The organism is Bordetella genomosp. 7 (genome assembly GCF_002261415.1).
Taxonomy (GTDB): Bacteria; Pseudomonadota; Gammaproteobacteria; order Burkholderiales; family Burkholderiaceae_B; genus Bordetella_A.
Window position 1 is genome coordinate 275,720 of sequence record NZ_NEVI01000023.1, and the last position, 13,477, is coordinate 289,196.

The following is a 13,477-nucleotide window of genomic DNA, read 5'->3' on the forward strand; positions in this document are numbered from 1 at the left end:
CTTACGCCGCTGCCTTCTGATCGCGCACGGCGGCAAGGCCACGGGCGAACTTGGTGGGAACTTCGTTGAGCGTACGCACGAATTGCGCGATGGGGGCTTGCATGGTGCCCAGCAGTTTCGAGAGCAGCTCTTCGCGCGAGGGCATGGTGGCCAGGGCCTTCACACCTTCTTGGCTCAGCAAGTTGTTGGGCAGTGCGCCCGCCTTGATGACCAGCTTGTCGTTGCTTTTCGCGAAACCAGCGAGGACCTTGGCCGCCGACACCGGGTCTTGGCTGATGCTATAGATCAGCGGACCGGTCAGTTGCTCGGACAGCGGCTCGAAAGCCGTGCCGGCAACCGCACGACGGGCCAGCGAGTTCTTCAGAACACGCAGATACACGCCCGATTCACGCGCAGTTTTGCGCAGTACGGTGACAGAGGCGACGTCCAGACCACGGTACTCGGCGATAACGATCGACTGGGCCTTGGCAACGACTGCCGAGACTTCTTCGATCACCACCGCTTTCTCTTGACGATTGAGACTCACGGTTTGAACACTCCATCAAAAGACGCCTGGGGCCCGGAGGCCTTGCGCGTCAACCGAATGCGGCGCCTGGTTGAGTTCTTCGGGTAAAGAAATCTTCCTGGGGACGCCGTCTACGCTGGATCCGGACTGGATAAGCTCCGGTATTAAGCGGGGCAAGAACGTTACGGCTGCCCGTGCCCTGCTCCAGCGGTCTTTGACAGCAACATCCGGAAATCCGGATGCAGCCCAAAGTTCGTTTTTGCCTTCAGCCGATTAGCTGGCCGAAAGCGAAGCTACTTCTACGCGCGCACCGCCGCCCATGGTGGACGACACGGCAAGCTTGCGCAGGTAAATACCCTTGGCGGCAGCGGGACGGGCCTTTTGCAAGGCGTCAACCAGCGCAGCCAGGTTGGTTTGCAGTTGTTCCACGCCAAACGAGGCGCGGCCGATGGTGGCGTGAATGATGCCGGCCTTGTCGGTACGGTACTGGACCTGACCGGCCTTGGCGTTTTTCACGGCCGTGGCGACGTCGGGGGTCACGGTGCCGACCTTGGGGTTCGGCATCAGGCCGCGCGGGCCCAGGATCTGGCCCAGGGTGCCGACCACACGCATGGTGTCGGGCGAGGCAATGACCACGTCGAAATCGATCTGGCCGCCCTTGATGCTTTCGGCCAGGTCATCCATGCCGACGATGTCGGCGCCAGCCGCACGCGCGGCTTCGGCCTTGTCGCCCTGGGCGAACACGGCCACGCGAACCGACTTGCCGGTGCCGGCGGGCAGCACTACCGAACCACGCACGAGCTGATCGGATTTCTTGGGGTCGATGCCCAGCTGCACGGCCACGTCGATGGATTCATCGAACTTGGCGGTGGCGGTTTCCTTGACCAGCGCCAGCGCTTCCGAAACGGGATACAGCTTGGTGCGGTCGATTTTCTTGGCGATGGCGGCGGCGCGCTTGGAAAGTTTTGCCATGATCAGACTCCCTCAACCGTGATGCCCATGCTGCGGGCGCTGCCAGCGATCGTGCGAACGGCGGCGTCCAGGTCGGCGGCCGTCAGATCGGGTTCCTTGGTCTTGGCGATTTCTTCGACTTGGGCGCGCGTCAGCGTGCCGACCTTGTCGGTGTGCGGCTTGGCCGAACCCTTTTGCACGCCGGCGGCCTTCTTGATGAGGACCGTCGCGGGCGGGGTCTTCATGATGAAGGTGAAGCTCTTGTCGGCGAAAGCGGTGATCACCACCGGAATCGGCAGACCGGGCTCCATGCCCTGGGTCTTGGCGTTGAACGCCTTGCAGAATTCCATGATGTTCAGGCCACGCTGACCCAGCGCCGGGCCAATCGGGGGAGAGGGGTTTGCCTTACCAGCTGGTACTTGCAGCTTGATAAAGCCGACGATCTTCTTCGCCATGCTTTGCTCCTTGCGGGTTCAAGCGCCCATCGCGAACGCGGCGGGCTCCCCGGGGTTGAGAATCAGGTCTTTTCGACCTGGCTGAAATCGAGTTCGACGGGCGTGGCGCGACCAAAAATGGTGACAGACACGCGCACCTTGCTCTTTTCGTAGTTGACTTCCTCGACGTTGCCGTTGAAGTCTGCAAACGGACCTTCTTTCACGCGAACCATCTCGCCCACTTCGAAGAGGATCTTGGGGCGGGGTTTCTCGACGCCCTCTTCCATCTGGGAGAGGATCTTCTCGACTTCTTTTTCGGAAATCGGCGTGGGACGATTGCCCGAGCCACCCAAAAAGCCGGTGACACGGTTGGTGTTCTTGACCAGGTGCCAGGTTTCGTCCGTGAGATCCATTTCGACCAGGACGTAGCCCGGGAAAATGCGACGCTCGCTGATGGACTTCTGGCCACCCTTCATTTCGACGACTTCTTCCGACGGCACCAGGATGCGGCCGAACGACGTCTGCAGGGCCGCACGCTCGATGCGCTCGAGCAGGGCCTTGTGGACGCTTTTTTCCATGCCCGAATAGACATGGACGACATACCAACGTTTACTCATGCGGCGTCCTTATTTCCAGCCCAGCAACAGGCCGTAGAGTATCCATTCGATGCCCTTGTCGAACACCCACATCAACAGGCCCGTTATCGCCACGAAAGCGAATACGATGCCCGTCATCTGGGTGGTTTCTTTGCGGGTGGGCCACGAAACCCGCTTGGTTTCGTTGTAGGCCTCGCCGGCAAAGGCGACGGTACGACGCCCCGGCTCGCTGAGCCAGACGATGATGGCAGCCAACACGAGGCCACCCACGAACACGCCGATACGCAGAGCCATGGGCTGCGCGCTGAGCACCGAAAAACCCACGATGCCAGCAATAACGACAAGTACCGCCAGGCCGAGCTTGACCCGGTCGGAGGTGCTGGTTACGGTTTCTACGCTGGTATTAGACATTTTGCGACGCGAGCCAGCCAAGATTGCGGGGCTTGCGGTGATCTCCCGGCGGTTTGATAGCGAGCGGGGTTGACAACGAACAGGGCCTTGTTGGCCACGGCTTGGGCCAAAGTGTGGCAGGGGCAGTAGGAATCGAACCTACAACCTTCGGTTTTGGAGACCGACGCTCTGCCAATTGAGCTATACCCCTAAAACGCTTGCAACGCGTGATGCATGGCACCTTGCGGAACCATACATAGTACTACTTTTTTCACAAATATGGGAAGCGGCCCCAAAAGGGCCAGCTTCCCGGGCAGATCGCACCAATCAGGCGATGATCTTGGCGACGACGCCGGCGCCGACGGTACGGCCGCCTTCACGGATGGCGAAGCGCAGACCTTCTTCCATGGCGATGGGCGCCAGCAGCTTGACCGTCATCGACACGTTGTCGCCCGGCAGCACCATTTCCTTGTCCTTGGGCAGTTCGATCGAGCCGGTCACGTCCGTCGTGCGGAAGTAGAACTGCGGACGATACCCGTTGAAGAACGGCGTGTGACGGCCGCCTTCTTCCTTGGACAGGATGTACACCTCGGCGGTGAATTCCGTGTGCGGCGTGATCGAACCCGGCTTGGCCAGCACCTGGCCACGCTCGACGTCTTCACGCTTGGTGCCGCGCAGCAGAATACCCACGTTGTCGCCGGCCTGGCCTTGATCCAGCAGCTTGCGGAACATTTCCACGCCCGTGCACGTCGTCTTGACCGTCGGCTTGATGCCCACGATTTCGATTTCTTCGCCAACCTTGACCACGCCGCGCTCGACGCGGCCCGTGACCACCGTGCCCCGACCCGAGATCGAGAACACGTCTTCCACAGGCATCAGGAACGTGCCGTCAACCGCGCGCTCCGGCGTCGGAATGTACGTGTCCAGCGCCTCGGCCAGCTTCAGAATCGCCTGCTCGCCCAGCTCGCCCTTGTCGCCTTCGAGCGCCAGCTTGGCCGAACCCTTGATGATCGGCGTGTCGTCGCCAGGAAAATCGTACTTCGACAGCAGCTCGCGCACTTCCATTTCCACCAGCTCGAGCAGCTCGGCGTCATCAACCATGTCGGCCTTGTTCAGGAACACGATGATGTACGGCACGCCAACCTGGCGGCTCAGCAGAATGTGCTCACGCGTCTGCGGCATCGGGCCGTCTGCGGCCGAACACACCAGGATCGCGCCGTCCATCTGCGCCGCGCCCGTGATCATGTTCTTGACGTAGTCAGCGTGGCCCGGGCAGTCAACGTGCGCGTAGTGACGCGTATCCGTCTCGTATTCAACGTGCGACGTGTTGATCGTGATGCCACGCGCCTTCTCTTCCGGCGCCGCGTCGATCTGGTCGTAGCCGCGGGCTTCCCCGCCGAACTTCGTCGACAGCACCGTCGTGATCGCCGCCGTCAACGTCGTTTTGCCGTGGTCAACGTGACCAATCGTACCCACGTTCACGTGCGGCTTGGTACGTTCAAACTTGCCTTTTGCCATGGCTGACTCCTGACCTGGATTGAAGCTTCTGACTAAGAAGAGAACAAAAAGTTGTGGTGCCCATGACGCGGATCGAACGCGTGACCTCTCCCTTACCAAGGGAGTGCTCTACCACTGAGCCACATGGGCAAATTCTGGAGCGGGTGAAGGGAATCGAACCCTCGTCGTAAGCTTGGAAGGCTTCTGCTCTACCATTGAGCTACACCCGCGGGCTATCCTTTCACCTCTCGCCCGTATTCCGCAGTACCCGCCGCACAGCGAACCGAGCGGAAAAACCTGGGGCCTTACATTGAGAATCCAGGCATGGCGCCTGGATTCGGAATATGGGTCTCTGGTGGAGAGGGTTGGATTCGAACCAACGTAGGCGCAAGGCCAACAGATTTACAGTCTGCCCCCTTTAACCACTCGGGCACCCCTCCAGCGGAGAACTAGGGATTATGGGCACTTTTAAATTGAATGTCAAATCGTGCGGCGCCCATTTGTGGGTGAACCGCTAATAGCGATCGAAATAAGCCTGGAGTTTGCCCACATCGCGGGTCTGCGACAGCCCCAGCGTCAGCAGGACGCGCGCTTTTTGGGGGCTGAGTTCGCCCGCGGCGATGAACCCGGCAGCGTCATCGTCGACTTCGCCGTTTCGGCCCACGCGACCGCTGCCCGTGCGGCTGGCACGCACCACCGCGACGCCCGACGCGGCGGCGCGCTGCAAGGCCTGCATCGCGGCATCCGTGGCGTTGCCGTCGCCCACGCCCGCCAGCACGATGCCTTGGCAGCGGCCTGCCAGGAACTCGATCACGTCGCCGCCCAGGTCGACCCCGGCATGCACCACTTCCACCCTGGGCCACCCCCCGGTTTCCAGCGTTTCGAGCGAGAATTCGCTGGCCACTGAATGCACGGTAGTGTTGCCGGAGTAAAAAAACGCCTGCGAACCGCGCATGACGCCGGCCCTGCCCCGGTTCGGCGATGCAAAAGCGTTGACACCGGCGCAGGATACTTTTTGCACTTCGCGCGCGTAGTGGATGTCTTCGTTCATGACGACCAGCGCGCCGCGCCCGCGCGCCTGTGGACAGGCCGCCAGCGCCGCGGCATAGAACAGATTGGCCGGCCCGTCTGCGCCGGGCGCGGTGGCCGGGCGCATGGCTCCTACCAGCACGACGGGTTTGTCGTGGCGGATGACCAGGCTGAGAAAGTACGCGGTTTCTTCCAGCGTATCGGTGCCGTGGGTGATCACGATGCCGTCCACGGCGGGATCCTGGCACAGCGCCTGGACACGGCGCGCCAGGCGCGACCAGACGTCATAGGACATGTTCTGGCTGCCGACGCTGGCGACTTGCTCGGCCCGTATATGCGCCAGTTGGCCCAGGCCCGGCACGGCCGCCAGCAGTTCGCTGACGTCGAGCGCGCCGGCGCGATAGGCCGCCGAAGCCTGCTCGGACTGGACGCCGGCGATCGTGCCGCCCGTTGCCAATACCGCGATGGCGGGCAACCTCGGTTCAGGCATCCAGCACCCCGGACAGCCCCTGCCGTTCAAGCAGGGCGTTTAAATGCTCCCAGCCATGGAAGTCGATGACGATCTGGCCTTTTTCGCGCGCGCCCACTTTCAGGGCCACGCGCGTACCCAACTGATCGGAAAGCGCCTCTTCCAGGCGTGCGACGTCGCGCGAGGCGCCGCTTGCCTTTTTGCGCAGCGGCGTTTCCGCGTCCTTGGCCGTCTTTGCAACCAGTTTTTCAGCTTCACGCACCGAGAGCCGCTTGGCGATGATCTGGTTGGCAAGCTGGATCTGCGTGGCGGCGTCCACCGCCAGCAACGCACGCGCGTGGCCCATGTCGATGTCGCCGGCCAGCAACATGGTCTGTACCGGAGCGGCCAGGTTCAGCAGGCGCAGCAGGTTGCTGGTAGCCGAACGCGATCGTCCGATGGCCTGGGCCGCCTGCTCGTGCGTAAGGCCGAACTCGTCGAGCAGCCGGCGCACGCCCTGGGCTTCTTCGAGGGGGTTCAGATCTTCGCGCTGGATGTTTTCGATCAGGGCCATGACCGCGGCGTTTTCGTCGGCCACGTCACGCACCAGCACAGGCACTTCTTTCAGGCCCGCGAGCTGGGCGGCGCGAAAGCGCCGCTCTCCGGCGATGATTTCGTAGCGACCGGGGTCGTCGCCAAGCGCGCGCACAAGAATGGGCTGCATGATGCCCTGGGCTCGAATGGACTCGGCCAATTCATTCAACGCGCCCTCGTCCATGCGCGTGCGGGGCTGGTACTTGCCGGCGCGCATTTTCGAAACCGGCAGGGTAGACGGCGGGCCTTCCGACTTTGCCGGAGTCTTGCCGAAGGTTTCGATGGCAGGCCCGTCTGCACCTAGCAGCGCATCCAGCCCGCGGCCCAGGCCCTTGGGTTTCTTGGTGGCCATGTCGATTAATCCTTTCTACTACTTTCGATATTGGTGTTGGCGGCCTGCAGGCCGCGCGATAAGGTGCCGACCACGGCTACACCCCTCTTGCGCCAGCTGGAACGATACGCCGGCCAACGCCGCCGTGGACGTGTGGATAACCCCAGCATGGCGACAGGGCAGCCATGGCGTCGCGTCAGTCCATGCTTTCGACGCGCTTTACCATCTCGGCGCCAAAAGCGATGTATGCCTGCGCGCCTCGTGAGTTCTCGTCGTACACGACGCCCGGCAGTCCGTAGCTGGGCGCCTCGGCGAGCCTGACGTTGCGCGGAATGACTGTCGAGAACACCTTGTCGCCGAAGTGCGATTCGAGCTGCGCCGACACTTGCTGCTGCAGCGTCATGCGCGGATCGAACATGACGCGCAGCAAACCGATCAGGCGCAGTTCACCGTTGATGTTGCGGTGAACGCGCTTGATGGTGTTTACCAGGTCGGACAGCCCTTCGAGCGCGAAGTACTCGCACTGCATGGGGATAATGACGCCATGCGCTGCAGCCAGTCCATTGAGCGTCAGCAGCGACAAGGTGGGCGGACAATCGATAAGAATGAAATCGTAATGCGTGGCTACTGCATCGATGGCGGCCCTTAGTTGCCGCTCTCGTTCATCCATGTTTACCAGGTCGATTTCGGCGCCGGCCAGTTCGCGGTTGGCGGGCAGCACGTCGTATCCACCGGCTTCGGACGATACCCGCGCCTGCTCGATGGAAGACTCGCCTATCAGCACCTGGTAAAGATTGGATTCGAGCGAGCTCTTGTCGATGCCGCTTCCCATGGTGGCGTTGCCCTGGGGGTCCAGGTCTACCAGCAGTACGCGCTTGCCGTGCTTGGCCAGCCCTGCGGCCAGGTTGATGGCAGTAGTGGTCTTGCCTACCCCGCCTTTCTGGTTGGCAATGCAGAATACGCGGGCACTGCGAGGACCGGACGAAGTGGTGTTCATAGAGTTCCTTGACTGCGACGCATCCAGATCAGGCAACGTTGCGCATCCAGCCGGGGCACCTGCAGCGCCTGGATGTCTTCTACGCGCCAATCGCCTTGCTGATGCAAGGCTTCAATCTCGTCTTGCGGGACCTTCCCTTTCATGGCGACGAGCGTACCATCGTTGCGCACATGGCGGCCTGCCAACGACGCGAAATCCTTGAGCGAAGCGAACGCGCGCGAGATCACCAGGTCGCACTGCGCAGGTTGCAACTGCTCCACCCGCGCATGCACGGCGTGCAGGTTGGGCAGCGCGAGCACGCCCGATACCTGGCGCACAAAAGCCGTTTTCTTTTCGACGGCGTCGACACAGGTAACCTGCCAAGGCGCACGCATGATGGCGAGCACCACGCCGGGCAGACCGCCTCCCGAGCCGACGTCATAGACGCGGGCCGGCGTGTGCGCGGCAATGACGCGACCCAGCGGCGCAATCACACTGAGGCTGTCAAACAGATGTTGCACCAGCATCTGCGCGGGATCACGGATGGCGGTCAGGTTGTAGGTGCGATTCCAACGCTGCATTTGCGCCAGATAGCCCAATAGTTTTTCTGCCTGGGGCGTGTCTATGGACACGCCCAGTTCCGCCGCGGCTTCGTGCAGTTGCTGCGACAGGTCGACGCCGGTTGCGGCGCTCATGCGACTTGCTTGCGCGAGCCGTAGTGCAGGCGCTTCAGGTGGATGAGCAGCAGCGATATGGCCGCCGGAGTGACGCCGGACACGCGGGCGGCCTGGCCGATGGTTTCCGGGCGATGCGTCTTGAGCTTTTGCCGCACTTCGAACGACAGGCTGCTCACAGCGTCGTAATCCAGATCGGCGGGAATGGGCTGCTGTTCATGTGCAAGATGCTTTTGCACTTCGTCCTGCTGGCGCGCGATGTAGCCCGCATACTTCACCTGTATTTCTACCTGCTCGGCCAGTATGTCGTCGTCCAGCAGCCCCGGGCCGGCCAACAGCGTGCCGTCGGGGTTGCGCGTCTGCATCAACGTGGCATAGGACACCGCGGGTCGCTTGATCAAATCTGCTAGTGAGTACTCACGTTCAATTGGTTTGCCGAGCAGTGGCTCGGCTACTTCTGCGGGCAGGGTGCGCGGGTTCACCCACGTGGATTTCAGACGTTGCACTTCTGCAGACACCGCATCGCGTTTGCGGCAGAAGGCATCCCAACGTGCGTCGTCGACCAAGCCCAGCTTGCGTCCGGTTTCGGTGAGCCGCAAGTCGGCGTTGTCTTCGCGCAGGCTGAGGCGATATTCGGCCCGAGAGGTGAACATGCGATACGGTTCAGTGACGCCGCGCGTAACCAGGTCGTCTACCAACACGCCCAGGTAGGCTTCGTCCCGCCGCGGCGTCCAGGCCTCGCGCTCCAGTGCACATAAGGCTGCGTTGGCGCCCGCCAACAAGCCTTGCGCGGCCGCCTCTTCGTACCCTGTGGTGCCGTTGATCTGGCCGGCGAAATACAGGCCGCCGATGGCTTTGGTTTCCAGCGTAGATTTCAAGCCACGCGGATCAAAGTAGTCGTACTCGATCGCGTAACCTGGGCGCAAGATATGTGCGTTTTCCAGGCCGGGCAGCGAATGGATCAGATCCCATTGCACATCGAACGGCAGGCTGGTGGACACGCCGTTGGGATACACCTCGTGCGTATCCAGGCCTTCGGGTTCCAGGAATACCTGGTGCGATTCCTTGTCCGCGAAGCGATGGATCTTGTCTTCGATAGACGGGCAGTACCGGGGGCCTACACCTTCAATGACGCCGCTGTACATGGGCGACCGATCCAACCCTTTCCGGATGATGTCGTGCGTACGCGCATTGGTGTGGGTTACCCAGCACGACACCTGACGCGGATGCATGCCGGTATTTCCCATGAAAGAAAAAACCGGCACGGGATTAAGGTCGCCCGCCTGTTCTTCCAGCACGCTGTAGTTGATAGAGCGGCCGTCGATGCGTGGCGGCGTGCCCGTCTTCAGCCGCCCTTGCGGAAGTTTCAATTCCTTCAGACGTTGCGCCAGAGAAACCGCCGGAGGATCCCCGGCACGCCCGCCCGAATAGTTCTGCAGGCCGACATGGATCAAGCCATTCAGGAACGTTCCTGCGGTAAGCACAACCGTACGGGCACGGAACTTCAGCCCGATCTGGGTGACGGCGCCTGTCACCCGGTCTCCGTCCACGAGCAGGTCGTCGACGGCTTGCTGGAATATCCAGAGATTCGGCTGGTTTTCCAGCCGGCCGCGAATTGCCTTGCGGTAGAGCACCCGGTCCGCTTGAGCCCGCGTGGCGCGCACTGCAGGACCCTTGGAGCCATTCAGAATCCGGAACTGAATGCCGGCCTCGTCGGTGGCAATGGCCATGGCCCCGCCCAATGCGTCGACTTCTTTGACTAGATGCCCCTTACCGATACCGCCTATGGACGGATTGCAAGACATCTGACCCAAGGTCTCGATGTTGTGAGTCAGAAGGAGGGTTTTCGCGCCGATGCGCGCGGCGGCGAGCGCGGCTTCGGTACCGGCGTGGCCGCCCCCAACGACAATCACGTCAAATTCGCGCGGATAATCCATAGTGCAGAGCAAAACAAAGAGCTAATTAGGCTCCATTATAGAGTGCGCAGAGTTGGTGTTTCACGTGAAACCTAGGAGGAATTGCAATCGGATGAAGCCGATTGTGGCCCCAGTGTTTCACGTGGAACATCGGCACTTTGTCCTTGCGCCTATATGCTCGCTCTTCTGACCGCCAAGGTGGTGTTTCGCGAGCGGGTCGTTGGCATATCGGTAGACCGCGTACTTACGTGAGGTTCGGCTGCCTAGGGCCAATTGAATCGAGACGACGACCCGACGCAATCGCGCTGGACGCTATCCGCGTGGCGGCGTTGTGGATACTCGCAGCTAAACAGCCGACTGCCGGAGGTCTGCCCACCTGGTGCCACGTACCGGGCGCCTATTGAGATTGTTTCACGTGGAACATCCCACCATTTCGTTGCATGACTTACGGGCCGTATGCCTAAGGGCTACGTGCCGGACCCATAGTTGATTCACGCCAAATAGTCGGCCGGATTTCCTTCGCCTGGGAACCTTTGATAATCGAACCAGCGTGCCGGCTTGGATCATCAAACAAGAATGGGCAACGCAAGGCCGACCTATCGCGTCCCGCCAAGCCATACCTCACCTATAGGTACTTAGGCACGTCATGTGGCTGATGTCCCCCTTATTGCGGTTAACACCCGAGGCACTCCGCGTTGGAAGCACCACCCCGAACTCAACGATCGGGGCAGCAGCTTAGGTTGAACGACATGAGCGTTGATGGGTGCATCCGAGGCGCCAGCGCGATGACCCCGGTGTTAAATATCCGAAAGTCCAATATCCAAGACACGCCGTCTTTAGGTCCCGTGCGTTCCAAGTTCGCTTGAAAGTTACCTATCGTTTAGCCTGTACGGAGCGGCACCCAGAAGTCATGTTTCACGTGGAACACATCACGCCGCCGTTAAGGCCGACGGCCCAGACGCAACTATCCACACAAACGTGTCACTTCTGCGTCACGGAGCAGGCGCAGGCACGCAAGGGCGCAAATCTGGGGATATCTTTGTGAACAACTGCCCGCCCCATGCGGCGGTGCAATAAGAAGACAGCACGGCAAGCCCGCGCTGCGTTATTCCGAATCCGCTGCATTAGCCACACGAACGACGATAAGTGCCGGAAATCATGGCAGTTTTTGAAACAGCACCTCGCCACCCTCCGTGTGGACCGTAAGGTGCCGGACGTTCTGTAGCTTCGGTGCGCGGGCATGTTCCACTGTGCAAAACTATTTCGGTACACGAGCCAATTACGGCCTTATCCCGGCCGCCTTCCACCGCCCGGCCGCTTCTCCACAGTGTTATCCCCAAGCTTACTCACAGCGGTTGGCTGGGCGAAGGCGACAATGGCCGAGCCAGAAATAACAACGCCCCGCAAGCTGTGCAGCTTCGGGGCGCGGCAGCCAGGGGGGGCCCTGGCAGAAGAACGGACTATACCGATTCAGAGCGGACGGATATCGGCCGCCTGAGGCCCTTTGGGCCCTTCCTTGACTTCGAACTCGACTTCCTGACCTTCGTTCAGGCTGCGATAACCACGCCCCTGAATCGCGGAGAAATGTGCAAACACGTCGGTGCCGCCGGCGTCCGGGGTAATGAAACCGAAGCCCTTGTCGGCGTTAAACCATTTGACCTTGCCCTTCTGAACCATTGTCTAGCGTCCTGGTAGTAAAAACGAATGCAAGTGAATCAAGGACGCCAACGCTGTAAAGGCCTGTGCAACACTTGAATCAACTGCGAAAGCCAGCATACTCACGGGTCTTGGACAAGACAAATAGTTGTTTACCCCTATGTGGCTTTTTCCCCAAGCCGGATCCCGTAAATATCCCTGTCACGTGTGCCGGAGCCAGGCGTCAATAGTGGGATACTTACGTGTTTTCAATTCACGACCTCGCCGCTGTACAACACCATGATCCGATCGAAGCTGCCAGATGTCGGCACGACTATTTTTACCGTCATGAGCCGCCTGGCCACTGAGCACGACGCTATCAACCTGGGGCAAGGGTTTCCCGATTTTGATCCCGACCCTCGCCTTTGCTCGCTCGTCACCGAAGCAATGCGCGCCGGCCATAATCAGTACCCCTATATGCCTGGCGTCGCGCCGCTGCGTCAGAGCATTGCCGACAAAATCAATACCCTGTACGGGCACGCCTACGACCCCGAAACCGAAATCACCGTCACCAGCGGCGCAACCGAAGCCCTGATGGCCACCATACTGGCCTCTGTAAACAGCGGCGACGAAGTCGTGGTCATCGAGCCCTGCTTCGACTGCTATCTGCCCGGCATACGCCTGGCCGGGGGCACGGCGGTGCCTGTACCCTTGCGCGCCCCCACGCAAGACGACCCTCATTACCGCATCGACTGGCAACGGGTGCGCGACGCCATTACTTCACGCACGCGGCTGCTGATACTCAACTTCCCCCACAACCCCACGGGCGCAGTACTGGACGACAGCGATCTGGATATGCTGGAAACCATCGTCAGCGAAACGGGTGTGCTGTTGCTGTCCGACGAGGTATACGAACATATCGTGTTCGACGGACGGCCGCACGCCAGCCTGACCCGGCGCCCCCTGCTGGCCGAACACGCCTTCGTGATTTCGTCGTTCGGCAAGACCTACCACACGACAGGCTGGAAAATCGGGTACTGCTGCGCGCCTCGCCACCTGAGCGCCGAACTGCGCAAAGTGCACCAATTCATGGTGTTTACGGTTTCATCGCCCATGCAGTTCGCGTTGGCCGAGTACATGCGCGACCCCAAACCGTATACGGAACTGTCCGCGTTCTACCAGGCCAAGCGCGACCGGCTGGCCGCCGGCCTTGCCGGTACGCGGTTCAAGCCGCTGCCGAGCGCGGGAACGTTCTTTCTGCTGGCCGACTACAGCGCGATTTCCCGGCAATCGGAATCCGACTTCGCGCAGGACCTGACGGTACGCCACGGTGTCACCGTTATTCCGGTTTCCGCGTTCTATCAGCACCCCGATGCGCCGCAGTCGAACCATCAGTTGGTGCGTTTTTGCTTCGCCAAAAAGGATGCCACGCTGGATGACGCTATCGAGCGACTGGCGGCCGTATAAAAAAGGGGCCAGATCAATGATCTGGCCCCATTAA

13 protein-coding genes and 4 tRNA genes are annotated in these 13,477 nt (G+C 61.0%); 1 reads left to right on the forward strand and 16 read right to left on the reverse strand.

Annotated features, from left to right (window positions below; translation table 11 throughout):
* Window position 1: 1 nt before the first annotated feature.
* The 16 genes from rplJ to CAL18_RS18305 all read right to left on the reverse strand — a co-directional run bounded on the left by rplJ (window position 2) and on the right by CAL18_RS18305 (window position 12,018).
* A complete protein-coding gene (gene rplJ, locus CAL18_RS18230; protein WP_026639799.1) occupies window positions 2-526 on the reverse strand; it encodes a 50S ribosomal protein L10 in 525 nt (174 codons plus the stop codon).
* 252 nt (window positions 527-778) lie between these two features.
* Window positions 779-1,477, reverse strand: a complete 699-nt coding sequence (gene rplA / locus CAL18_RS18235; protein ID WP_026639800.1) for a 50S ribosomal protein L1 — start codon at window positions 1,475-1,477, stop codon at window positions 779-781.
* Window positions 1,478-1,479: 2 nt separating this feature from the next.
* The gene (gene rplK / locus CAL18_RS18240) at window positions 1,480-1,911 is read right to left on the reverse strand and encodes a 50S ribosomal protein L11 (RefSeq protein WP_026639801.1); all 432 of its coding nucleotides are present in this window, start codon (window positions 1,909-1,911) and stop codon (window positions 1,480-1,482) included.
* 62 nt (window positions 1,912-1,973) lie between these two features.
* The gene (nusG, locus tag CAL18_RS18245; RefSeq protein ID WP_026639802.1) at window positions 1,974-2,507 is read right to left on the reverse strand and encodes a transcription termination/antitermination protein NusG; all 534 of its coding nucleotides are present in this window, start codon (window positions 2,505-2,507) and stop codon (window positions 1,974-1,976) included.
* 9 nt (window positions 2,508-2,516) lie between these two features.
* On the reverse strand, window positions 2,517-2,897 hold the full coding sequence (secE, locus tag CAL18_RS18250; RefSeq protein ID WP_026639803.1) for a preprotein translocase subunit SecE: 381 nt from the start codon (window positions 2,895-2,897) through the stop codon (window positions 2,517-2,519).
* 114 nt (window positions 2,898-3,011) lie between these two features.
* A tRNA-Trp gene (locus CAL18_RS18255) sits at window positions 3,012-3,087 on the reverse strand.
* A gap of 116 nt (window positions 3,088-3,203) precedes the next feature.
* Entirely contained in the window at window positions 3,204-4,394 is a 1,191-nt protein-coding gene (gene tuf, locus CAL18_RS18260; RefSeq protein ID WP_094797607.1) for an elongation factor Tu, read from the reverse strand.
* A 54-nt stretch (window positions 4,395-4,448) separates the two neighbouring features.
* Window positions 4,449-4,523: transfer RNA gene (locus CAL18_RS18265), tRNA-Thr, on the reverse strand.
* Between the two features lie 6 nt (window positions 4,524-4,529).
* Window positions 4,530-4,603, reverse strand: a tRNA-Gly gene (locus tag CAL18_RS18270).
* A gap of 123 nt (window positions 4,604-4,726) precedes the next feature.
* Window positions 4,727-4,813 (reverse strand) — tRNA-Tyr (locus CAL18_RS18275).
* A gap of 74 nt (window positions 4,814-4,887) precedes the next feature.
* Window positions 4,888-5,892 carry an asparaginase gene (locus CAL18_RS18280; RefSeq protein WP_094818468.1) on the reverse strand — a complete coding sequence of 335 codons (1,005 nt, stop codon included), beginning with the start codon at window positions 5,890-5,892 and terminating at the stop codon, window positions 4,888-4,890.
* Entirely contained in the window at window positions 5,885-6,796 is a 912-nt protein-coding gene (locus CAL18_RS18285; protein WP_026640531.1) for a ParB/RepB/Spo0J family partition protein, read from the reverse strand. The genes CAL18_RS18280 and CAL18_RS18285 overlap by 8 nt, the downstream gene beginning before the upstream one ends.
* Before the next feature lie 175 nt (window positions 6,797-6,971).
* Window positions 6,972-7,772, reverse strand: coding sequence for a ParA family protein (locus tag CAL18_RS18290; RefSeq protein WP_026640532.1), 801 nt, complete (start codon window positions 7,770-7,772; stop codon window positions 6,972-6,974).
* Entirely contained in the window at window positions 7,769-8,446 is a 678-nt protein-coding gene (rsmG, locus tag CAL18_RS18295; RefSeq protein ID WP_026640533.1) for a 16S rRNA (guanine(527)-N(7))-methyltransferase RsmG, read from the reverse strand. Before rsmG ends, CAL18_RS18290 begins: the two co-directional genes overlap by 4 nt.
* On the reverse strand, window positions 8,443-10,362 hold the full coding sequence (gene mnmG / locus CAL18_RS18300; protein WP_094818469.1) for a tRNA uridine-5-carboxymethylaminomethyl(34) synthesis enzyme MnmG: 1,920 nt from the start codon (window positions 10,360-10,362) through the stop codon (window positions 8,443-8,445). Before mnmG ends, rsmG begins: the two co-directional genes overlap by 4 nt.
* Before the next feature lie 1,449 nt (window positions 10,363-11,811).
* Window positions 11,812-12,018 carry a cold-shock protein gene (locus CAL18_RS18305; RefSeq protein WP_026640535.1) on the reverse strand — a complete coding sequence of 69 codons (207 nt, stop codon included), beginning with the start codon at window positions 12,016-12,018 and terminating at the stop codon, window positions 11,812-11,814.
* A gap of 258 nt (window positions 12,019-12,276) precedes the next feature.
* Here CAL18_RS18305 and CAL18_RS18310 point away from each other — a divergent pair, with 258 nt between their 5' ends.
* On the forward strand, window positions 12,277-13,443 hold the full coding sequence (locus tag CAL18_RS18310; RefSeq protein ID WP_094818470.1) for a pyridoxal phosphate-dependent aminotransferase: 1,167 nt from the start codon (window positions 12,277-12,279) through the stop codon (window positions 13,441-13,443).
* Window positions 13,444-13,477: the final 34 nt, after the last annotated feature.

Coding starts and splice junctions, on each gene's coding strand:
- CAL18_RS18280 (WP_094818468.1), bottom strand. CDS start 5,892: ATGCCTGAACCGAGGTTGCCCGCCATCGCGGTATTGGCAACGGGCGGC.
- secE (WP_026639803.1), bottom strand. CDS start 2,897: ATGTCTAATACCAGCGTAGAAACCGTAACCAGCACCTCCGACCGGGTC.
- nusG (WP_026639802.1), bottom strand. CDS start 2,507: ATGAGTAAACGTTGGTATGTCGTCCATGTCTATTCGGGCATGGAAAAA.
- rplA (WP_026639800.1), bottom strand. CDS start 1,477: ATGGCAAAACTTTCCAAGCGCGCCGCCGCCATCGCCAAGAAAATCGAC.
- CAL18_RS18285 (WP_026640531.1), bottom strand. CDS start 6,796: ATGGCCACCAAGAAACCCAAGGGCCTGGGCCGCGGGCTGGATGCGCTG.
- CAL18_RS18305 (WP_026640535.1), bottom strand. CDS start 12,018: ATGGTTCAGAAGGGCAAGGTCAAATGGTTTAACGCCGACAAGGGCTTC.
- rsmG (WP_026640533.1), bottom strand. CDS start 8,446: ATGAGCGCCGCAACCGGCGTCGACCTGTCGCAGCAACTGCACGAAGCC.
- CAL18_RS18310 (WP_094818470.1), top strand. CDS start 12,277: ATGATCCGATCGAAGCTGCCAGATGTCGGCACGACTATTTTTACCGTC.
- CAL18_RS18290 (WP_026640532.1), bottom strand. CDS start 7,772: ATGAACACCACTTCGTCCGGTCCTCGCAGTGCCCGCGTATTCTGCATT.
- mnmG (WP_094818469.1), bottom strand. CDS start 10,362: ATGGATTATCCGCGCGAATTTGACGTGATTGTCGTTGGGGGCGGCCAC.
- rplK (WP_026639801.1), bottom strand. CDS start 1,911: ATGGCGAAGAAGATCGTCGGCTTTATCAAGCTGCAAGTACCAGCTGGT.
- tuf (WP_094797607.1), bottom strand. CDS start 4,394: ATGGCAAAAGGCAAGTTTGAACGTACCAAGCCGCACGTGAACGTGGGT.